This window comes from Segatella sp. (genome assembly GCF_977051555.1).
This window is the reverse complement of record NZ_CDRSSE010000074.1, coordinates 1-8,665: the sequence shown is the minus strand read 5'-3', so window position 1 is coordinate 8,665 and position 8,665 is coordinate 1. Positions and strand designations below refer to the sequence as shown.

Below are 8,665 nucleotides of genomic sequence, written 5' to 3'. Positions count from 1 at the left end.
TGCAATATAATCCATCATGATGATTTCTGATTAGAACTTCAATGTAAGATGCGTCATCCAGGTGGTATCTGCCATCGGGATGTAGGCTATCTGCTTGAATCGGTTGTCCAATGTATATCCGTAACCGGTAGCATTGCTCCATGTGAATGCGCTGGCTGCATAGTGGCGGTTGAAGATATTGTTGATATCCACACCGAAGCTTACCTCCTTGATGCCGAGTGCCTTGGTTACCTTAGCGCTATAGTTCAGGCTCAAGTCGCTCTGTGAATAGCATGGCAGCGAGAAGTCGCGGTCTTCTGTGTTGGTAATATACTGGCGACTTACAAAGTTGGTGTGCCAGGTAGCAGAGAAACCGGCATAGTGGATATCGATGAATCCGTTCAGGATGGCTGATGGAGAATAAGACAGGGTTGAGTTGTCGTAATGTACTACGCCTGGTGCCTTCTCGTCATCCCAGTTGCTTACATACTCATCAAAGTCCTTGATCTTGTTCTTGCTCAGAGCAGCATTTCCTTCTACAGACAACCATGACAATGGTGCCCAACCGGCTGTCAACTCTACGCCCATACGGTAAGAATCCTTGATGTTGGTGGTCAGCGCCTCGCCGATGTCACTCAACTGTCCGGTCTGAGCCAGCTGGTTGTCATAATCCATATAGTAGAAGTTGGCGCCTGCATGCCAGTTGTCGCCCTGATACTGATAGCCGAATTCTGCATCGAGCAGCTTCTCCTCTTTAGGGAATGGATAGTTGAAGTTGTCGGTAAAGTTGTTGCGCTCTGGCTCGCGGTTGCTGTAGGCTACAGATGCGTATGCCTTGTGGCCATCCTTGTTGAAGCTGATACCTGCTTTAGGGTTGAAGAAGTTGTACTTCTCGTTGATGTTCAGCTCCTGGTTCTTGTAGCTGCCATCTGCCTGGGCGATAAATTTATCGTTGATACCGTCGGTCTTGTATTCTACACGGCGATACTGCAGGTCAGCGAAGGCATTCCAGTAGTCTGCAAAGTGATAGCTTGCCTTGACGAAGGCGCTGTAGTCATACTTGTGGGCATCAGAATCATAGTACTTATACTGGCCGTTGCTGCCGAAGAATTTCTTTTCGGCATCCTGGTTGGCGATATAAGTAAGGTATCCCCAGTGGTTGCCGCGGAACTGCTGCAGGTTCAATCCGCCGATAACATCCCAGTGCTCATCCTTGTAGTTGGTATTGTATACCATGCCGTAAGTATGCTGGGTGAGTCCCTTCTTGCGGATGAAGTCAGACTTCTTGATGAAATTACCATCTGCATCATAGTAAACGAGTCCGAACTTGGCAAACTTGGCGTTGTTCTTAAACTCCTTGTAGTAGCCGTAGCCATAGGTGTAATGCAGTGAGAGGCTGTGACTCCAGTGGCTGCTTGGTGTCCAGGTAGCCGAAAGGATGTTGTGGTTCTGATAGAAGTTATCAGTAGTCTTGTCCCATTTGCTTCCGTCGCGCAGAGTATAAGGAGTGATGGTATAATCGCCCTTGTCGTTGCGAACCATATCACCTGTCAGCACGTTAAACTTATCCAGGCCTGCCTTATACATATCTTTATAAGTGCGGATGCCATCCTGAAGGAGGGTGAAGTTAGAGCTGTAATCTCCACCCAGCACACCGTTCCAAGCCTGACCGGTCTTCTCGAAGTTGCCGATGTTCTTGTAGCTTATCTTGAAGTTATCGCCCAGCCAGGTCAGTCCGCCATAGTAAGAACCTGAGCGGCCTGCTGTGCCGTCTACATAACCGTCGGTAGCTGTCTCGTGATAAGCACCGTCAAAAATCAGATGCTTGCCGAGCAGACCTGTAGAGAAGCTGGCGCCTGTATGATAGGTATTGTAAGAACCGAAAGAACCGGTAACTTCTGCAGTAGGGGTGAGCGAAGGAGCAGCAGTAGCCATAGAGATGCTTCCACCGAAGGCACCGTCGCCATTGGTAGAAGAACCTACGCCGCGCTGTACCTGGATGCTGCCCAGGAGCGAAGAATAACTGTTCATGTTAGCCCAGAAAACGGTCTGGTCTTCCGGTGAGTTGAGAGCCACTCCGTCGAGTGTTACATTGATGCGGCTTCCGGCAGCGCCACGAATGCGCATATAGGTAGTACCGGTGCCGATACCGTTCTCACTCCAGGCGAGAATGCCCGGTGTACGAGAAAGGAGAAATGGCAATTCCTGACCTGAGCAAGAGAATTGTTTGAGTTCTGATTTCCTGATGTTAGCCACGGCGTATGGAGCTTCCTTTGCGGCACGTACGCCTTTTACAATCACTTCATTCAAATTCTGCACCTTCAAGGTGTCGATTTTTGTCTGTGCCAGTGCAGCCTGGCTTGCCAAAGAGCAAAACGCTACACTGAGTGCGATCCCGTTGAATCTTTTCATTTATTTAATTTAAAAAACATCTATATAAGGGGGGAATGTGCCTTATTTTCCTACGCCAGCATTACCTGGTTCAGGTCGATGGGTATATTCTCAGCATCCGCTTTTTTCTCTTTTCCGGCGGTAGCACCCCTTAGTTAGCTCTCTGCTAACCGGGTGCAAAGGTACAAATAATTTTTAATCCCGCAAAATTTACGTAGATTTTTACTATATTTGTGTCCTTTTATCATTTTTTTTTCTTATATTTGCAGTCGGATTGCTGTTATTTGCAGTCTTGACAGTTTGAAACCTAAACTTCATGTGATATGGTTATGAGACGATATATTTCACATCTGTTCACGTGGGTCATCTCTTTCCTGACCCTGTTGGCATTCTCATCGTGCTTGAATGAGCATCCTAAGGATCAGCTCGATGGGGGTGGCAGCAATGGTTCTGCGTCTGAAATATTCGATACGACCATAGCTCCTTTATATGATTTTATGGGTGGAGCGATAGATGGGGAAGGCATCTGCGACATTCAGTGTCTGGACAGTCTGCTTTCTCTTTCTGCTGATGATGAACAGCTTTATTCTTCCTGGCAATATCTTTATCGGGCTATCGGTATGTGCAACAAGTCGCTGGATATGATAGATTTACAGTCAGTACGGATTACCGATAACCAGAAGGCGCAGTTCAAGGCTGAGGTGCGTGCCATCAGAGCCATGATGTATTATGAGGCGATGGATTTGTATGGCAGGATTCCGGTACTCCTGTCTTCGGCAGAATCACTCATCTATGAACCGGCTTCGGGCTCTTCGGTAACCGATGAAAAGCTGTCGGCTCAGAGCGAACGGAGCGAAATCTTCCATTTCATCTTCAGCGAATTGCAGCAGGTGTTGCCTTATCTTCCTCAGACGTCCAGTTTGGAGGAAGGCTCTCATTATGGGCGCATCACGCAGCCTGTGGTTAACTTCCTGCTGGCTAAACTAGCGCTGAATGCTGAAATCTATATGTACAACGATTGGGCGCAGGGTTACAGGAAACGTCCGAAGGGTAGGGACCTGGAATTTATGGTGCGTACTGCCGATGGCGCCTCGCTCATTACGGGCGGCAAGGCGAGTGAGAACCGCAGCAAGATATTGAATGCATGGGAAACCTGCATCTTCTATTGCAACAGACTGGCTGATGAAGGCTGCAGTTTAGAGGAGGATGAAATCTTCAACAGTTCTGCGCGTTATCAGATGCCGAAGGATGCGCTGGTGATGGATGAGGCTGATTCTGTTCAGCATTCCCGACCAGCCAGACCTCTTTTCCGTTTCCGTTATGCCGATGCTTTGCTGATGAAGGCTGAGGCGATGGAGCGCAACGATGGGGATGGCAGGGCAGAGTATAATATGGTTCGTGCGCATGCCGGTTTGCCTGCGCGCAAGTCTTCGCTTGCCAATATTCTGGAAGACCGTCAGGTTGTGCTGGCGGGCGAAACCTGTCACCGTCAGGACCTTATCCGTTTCGGCAAGCTCCTCAAGTCCTCGCATCTTCGCCGTTCTGTTCAGTCCGCTCTTACGTCCTGTTCCATCGTCTTCCCGATACCTCAGCGAAGCCTTGCCTTCAATGGCAAGTTGGTTCAGAACAAAGGATATGAGGCAATGGAATAGCCAAAAACTCTTCACTCTTCACCCGACAGCTCGAATCCCCTTTATATAAAGGTGTTGCGGAGGGTGAAGAGTTTTTCGTAACTCTTCACCTCTCTTCACCCACTCTTCACCTCTCGAACCCCCTTTATATAAAGGCATTCCCAGCGATTGGGTGAAGAGTGAAGAGTAAAATCAATTTTTCTTCTTCTTTTCTGATATCAGCCGTAACCGGTGTGATATTTCGGTTATTTAAAAACCTGGCAAACCGGTTTTCATTCTCTGTTTGGCTCAGACAGCCCACTGTTCTGCCTATCGCTAGTCTGCTGTTCTAGTTTCTCCAGTCTGCTGTTCCCGATAAATAAAACCATTTTTTTTCGTTCTTTTATTCACTTTTTCCCCATTTCTCCTCTCCATTTAAAAATAAAATTTGTACTTTTGCATACGTTTTAACGTGTTAACGATAATCATTGGCAGATGCCAAATACAAAAATAAGAACGAAATGGATACATTATATTTACTGCAGTTCGCCTGTTTTCTATTTATGCTCATGAATGTCCTCATCCTGGGTATTACCCGATTGCACATGAAGTGGATGAACCGGCGATATGAAGTTTCACGATGGCTGATTCTCGGAGCCATGGTAGGTCTGGCTTTGCAATATCTCATGCAGATGCTCTTGGGCTTCCGGGCGCAAGGCGATTCCGTGGGAGCCGTTTTCAATATGCTGGTCTATCCCCCTTGCTTCTCGCTCATCGCTATCGGCATTTACAATATCGAGGCAACGCATGCCAACCGCCGGAAGATGAACATCGTCTGCGCCAGCATCTATGCCGCCATATTGGCTGCCTTCTGCATCGGCTATATCCAGAGCGGAAATTTCCATATCGGCAGTTGGATTTATGTGATGATTGTCCTGTTCGGCATCAACGTAGCCTATTGCATCTATATGGTAATGGTAGAAATCAAAAAGCGCAGGATGATGCTGGAGATGATGGCTGGTTACGATATCCTACCTTACGTGAGATATGCGCGAGCCAGTGTATTCGTCCTTTTTCTGCCTGCTATAGCCATGCCTTTTGCAGTTCTTTCTACCGAATCTCTATACGTTATCGGACCTCTGGGACTGCTTGCCGTCTTTTTCTTCACGCTCAGTTTTATGGCTTTGGGCTATAATTACATGCCTACCGAAGAACTTCTGGATAAGGAGGAAGAGGAGAATGCTGCCATGGAAAGCAGTGGCGACGATTCTGCTTCTGAACTGCAGGATACAGAACTGATGAAAAAGGAAGAATCTTTACAAATCGTATCACCAGAACGACGGCAGGAAATCATCCGTAAGAAGCTCGATGCCTGGTGTGCTGCTAAGGGTTATAAGGATACAGCACTGAATATGATTACCCTGTCACGTTCGTTGAATATCAACAGATACGAGTTGTCGCGCTACCTCTCATCCTGTCTCAATACCACCTTCCGCCTCTGGCTAGCCGAGGTGCGTTTTGAGGCTGCCAAGAAGATGATGTTGGATAACCCCGACTTCGGTAATGACATCATTTCTGCCGAGTGCGGCTTCTCTTCACGTACCCATCTCTACCGTATGTTCAAAGAGAAAGAAGGTTGCTCTCCTACGGCTTGGAGAGAGAAAAACTGTTAAAAAGTATGTATAAGGTGTCTCCTTCCCCCACGAAGGAGACACCTATTTGATAGCAATGCGACACCAAGTGGGGGGAATGCGACACCTTGTTTCAAAGAAAAACACTATATTTGCACCATGAAAAGTATAATAGATTCATTTGCCAAAGACGAACAGGCTATCCTGATAGTAGCTCTGTTTCTCCTTATTTATATAGTCATCATGATTAATGTCATGGTGAGGGAATACAGAACCTATCTTGATGATCACCCGATGTATCATTTCAGTCTGGGTGATTTCATCAGGAGAGGGCGTTTTTATATCTGCCTCATCCTCGGCGTTGTGTTTATCACGTTCGTGGGGCTGGTAGTTAGTCTGATGGCAATCAGTATTCAGTAATTACTTGATAAAATATAATAACAAAAATAGTATTAATTTATGAAAAGATTTACCAATCAACCCAATGGGTCGCAAGCCGGCCGTATGTACAATGGGGGGGGCGATAATCCGTAGATTCGCTCTGTTCCCATTGATGTTGCTCATGTTGTTGCTTCTGCCTGCCGGCATGGTGGCGCAGAAGGCAGCTTCCAGTTCTAAGTATATAGCAACGTATGAATCCTCTACCCAAACTTTGACTTTCAAGAAAAATGTGGGTGAAACCCTTCCTAAAAATAGTGCTTGGGTGGAAGATAAGATGACGGTGGCTACTATCATTAATAATTTAGGGAATGGCACTATCAAGCATATCGTTTTCGATAAGAGCTTTAGCACATACACTCCTACAACGTTGTACGGTTTCTTTGGAAGTCGCACAGAGCTGGAAACAATTACAGGCCTGGAATATCTGAATACAGCGAAGGTGACAAATATGAGATACATGTTCTATAGCTGCTCATCTCTCACCTCGCTAGATGTTACTCATTTCAATACAGCGAAGGTGACGGATATGGGATACATGTTCTATAACTGCTCATCTCTCACCACCATCTACGCCAGCAGTAAGTTTGTAACACCCCAGGTATCTACGAGTTTCAATATGTTCTACAATTGTAAAAAACTCAAAGGCGAAGAAGAATGGACAAAAGGCAAGGCTACCGACAAGACATATGCCAAGACAGCCGGTGGATACTTCCGTGACAAGGCTTATGATAACCGCCCTTGGGTGAAATATGCTGACGGCACGCTGACTTTCCGTTGTGGATACAAGAAGACTTTGGGTGAAAATGAGTATGAACTCAATAGTGGCGAGAATTGGCCAAAATGGTTCACTTACGCCAGTAAAATTTCTAAAGTTGTATTCGAAGCCTCGTTTGCTAATGCAAGACCTACGAATTGTTATGCGTGGTTCGTGAATTTCAAAAATCTGACGCAAATAGAAGGCATAGAGAATCTTAATACCGAGAATGTGACGAGTATGCGCGATATGTTCAATGGCTGCTCTTCACTCATCTCGCTTGATGTTACTAATTTCAATACCGCAAAGGTGACGGATATGCGCTATATGTTTTATAGCTGCTCAAAACTCACCTCGCTTGACGTTACTAAGTTCAATACTGAGAAGGTGACGAATATGAGCTATATGTTCTATAACTGCAAAGCTCTCACCTCTCTTGACGTTACAAACTTCAACTCAGAAAATGTGACTAATATGAACTGGATGTTCTATAATTGTTCAAAACTCACCTCTCTCGATGTCACTAATTTCAATACAGAGAATGTGACAAATATGAGCTTTATGTTCTCCGGATGCTCAACTCTCACAACCATTTACGTCAACGACAAGTTTGTAATAGACAAGGTAACTAACGGTTCTTACATGTTCGAAAATTGCACAAATCTCAAAGACTATGCCCCGAGCAAGAAAGACCATAACTACGCCAACTACAAGACTGGCTACTTCACCAAGCTGGTAGGCAAGAATGGCGATGAGAAGATAGGAGCAGCGGGAGAAACTCTTGCTACGGATAATCTCACTCTTGACGACAACAAGGACTTCGTGGCTTACGAGCCATTCGCAGCCAAGGCAGTATCTTATAGCCGCAAGATGAAGGAAGGCACTACCTGGGCAACGCTCTGCTTGCCATTCGAGGTATCTCTCGCCGACAAGAACTTCCGTGCCTTCAAGCTTCTTTCAGCTGATGAGGGTACTGAGACCGTAGAACTCGAAGAGATAAAGACAAGGATCGAGGCTGGTACTCCTGTTATCATCAAGATGAAGGATGGAGCCACCGAGCTCAACTTCACAGAAGCCGACAAGACGATAGCAAAAGATGTTCAGACTGCTGAAACTGCTGACGCCAACTACAAACTCCAGGGTATCTACACCAAAAAGGAGTTCAGCAAGGATGCTGATAACAACTGCTACATCGTGAAGGGCGACAAGCTGATGAACCTAGCCAAGCTGTTGGATAAAACAAAAACAGAGTCTGTGGGCAGCAAGCCGTTCCGTGCTTACATGGTAGATAACTCATCTGCTCCTGCAGCTGGTGCCAGAATGTTCAGCATCAGCGTCGGCGGCAGCACCACAGCCATCGAGCAGTTGGAGTCTACAGCAGATAGTAAGGCAGAATACTACGACCTCCAGGGCCGTCGCCTCCAGGAATTGCAGAAGGGTGTGAACATCGTGAAGCGTGGTGGCAAGACCATGAAGGTTATCATCAAGTAATAAAAAATAGTAATAAAAATAGATATGAAAAAGAAAAGATATATCAAGCCAGTGGTTAGCGTCATGGAAATGGAAACCACAGCCATCCTCGCCGGCTCTGTTATCCAGAAGGCGTCAGATGAGGATTACCGCGATGAAAATGTGAAGGATTTCTGGGATAATTCAACAAATAAGGGAATTTGGGCAGACTAGCCCCAGATTCTCTATCGTACGAGGGTGTGTCATAAGTCTGTGACGCACCCTTTTTTTGTTTGACTAGCATGTGTGTTGTCTAATGGGTGCAAGTCCCTAACGAGCCCTAGTAGTGGGAATCGTCTAGCCAGAGAGACAAGGGTGTCCGTGGTGACGCGGAATCTGAAAGAAGTCAG

At 46.3% G+C, this 8,665-nt stretch carries 6 protein-coding genes; 5 read left to right on the top strand and 1 reads right to left on the bottom strand.

Features of this window, described 5'->3' with window-relative positions; genetic code table 11:
* Positions 1-30 precede the first annotated feature (30 nt).
* The gene (locus tag ACWJAO_RS12870; protein WP_449140547.1) at positions 31-2,391 is read right to left on the bottom strand and encodes a TonB-dependent receptor; all 2,361 of its coding nucleotides are present in this window, start codon (positions 2,389-2,391) and stop codon (positions 31-33) included.
* Positions 2,392-2,699: 308 nt separating this feature from the next.
* Between ACWJAO_RS12870 and ACWJAO_RS12865 the strand changes: the two genes are divergently transcribed.
* From ACWJAO_RS12865 to ACWJAO_RS12845, 5 genes are all read left to right on the top strand, one after another.
* A complete protein-coding gene (locus tag ACWJAO_RS12865) occupies positions 2,700-4,022 on the top strand; it encodes a RagB/SusD family nutrient uptake outer membrane protein (protein ID WP_449140546.1) in 1,323 nt (440 codons plus the stop codon).
* A gap of 479 nt (positions 4,023-4,501) precedes the next feature.
* A complete protein-coding gene (locus ACWJAO_RS12860) occupies positions 4,502-5,653 on the top strand; it encodes a helix-turn-helix domain-containing protein (RefSeq protein WP_449140545.1) in 1,152 nt (383 codons plus the stop codon).
* Positions 5,654-5,770: 117 nt separating this feature from the next.
* On the top strand, positions 5,771-6,031 hold the full coding sequence (locus ACWJAO_RS12855; RefSeq protein ID WP_449140544.1) for a hypothetical protein: 261 nt from the start codon (positions 5,771-5,773) through the stop codon (positions 6,029-6,031).
* 91 nt (positions 6,032-6,122) lie between these two features.
* Positions 6,123-8,297: a BspA family leucine-rich repeat surface protein gene (locus ACWJAO_RS12850; RefSeq protein WP_449140543.1), complete on the top strand. Its 2,175-nt coding sequence runs from the start codon at positions 6,123-6,125 to the stop codon at positions 8,295-8,297.
* A gap of 24 nt (positions 8,298-8,321) precedes the next feature.
* Entirely contained in the window at positions 8,322-8,489 is a 168-nt protein-coding gene (locus ACWJAO_RS12845; protein ID WP_264898200.1) for a hypothetical protein, read from the top strand.
* Positions 8,490-8,665 lie beyond the last annotated feature (176 nt).

Bases quoted from the DNA above. Each gene is read 5' to 3' on its own strand.
- ACWJAO_RS12870 (WP_449140547.1), bottom strand. From the start codon at position 2,391: ATGAAAAGATTCAACGGGATCGCACTCAGTGTAGCGTTTTGCTCTTTG.
- ACWJAO_RS12865 (WP_449140546.1), top strand. From the start codon at position 2,700: ATGAGACGATATATTTCACATCTGTTCACGTGGGTCATCTCTTTCCTG.
- ACWJAO_RS12860 (WP_449140545.1), top strand. From the start codon at position 4,502: ATGGATACATTATATTTACTGCAGTTCGCCTGTTTTCTATTTATGCTC.
- ACWJAO_RS12855 (WP_449140544.1), top strand. From the start codon at position 5,771: ATGAAAAGTATAATAGATTCATTTGCCAAAGACGAACAGGCTATCCTG.
- ACWJAO_RS12850 (WP_449140543.1), top strand. From the start codon at position 6,123: ATGGGGGGGGCGATAATCCGTAGATTCGCTCTGTTCCCATTGATGTTG.
- ACWJAO_RS12845 (WP_264898200.1), top strand. From the start codon at position 8,322: ATGAAAAAGAAAAGATATATCAAGCCAGTGGTTAGCGTCATGGAAATG.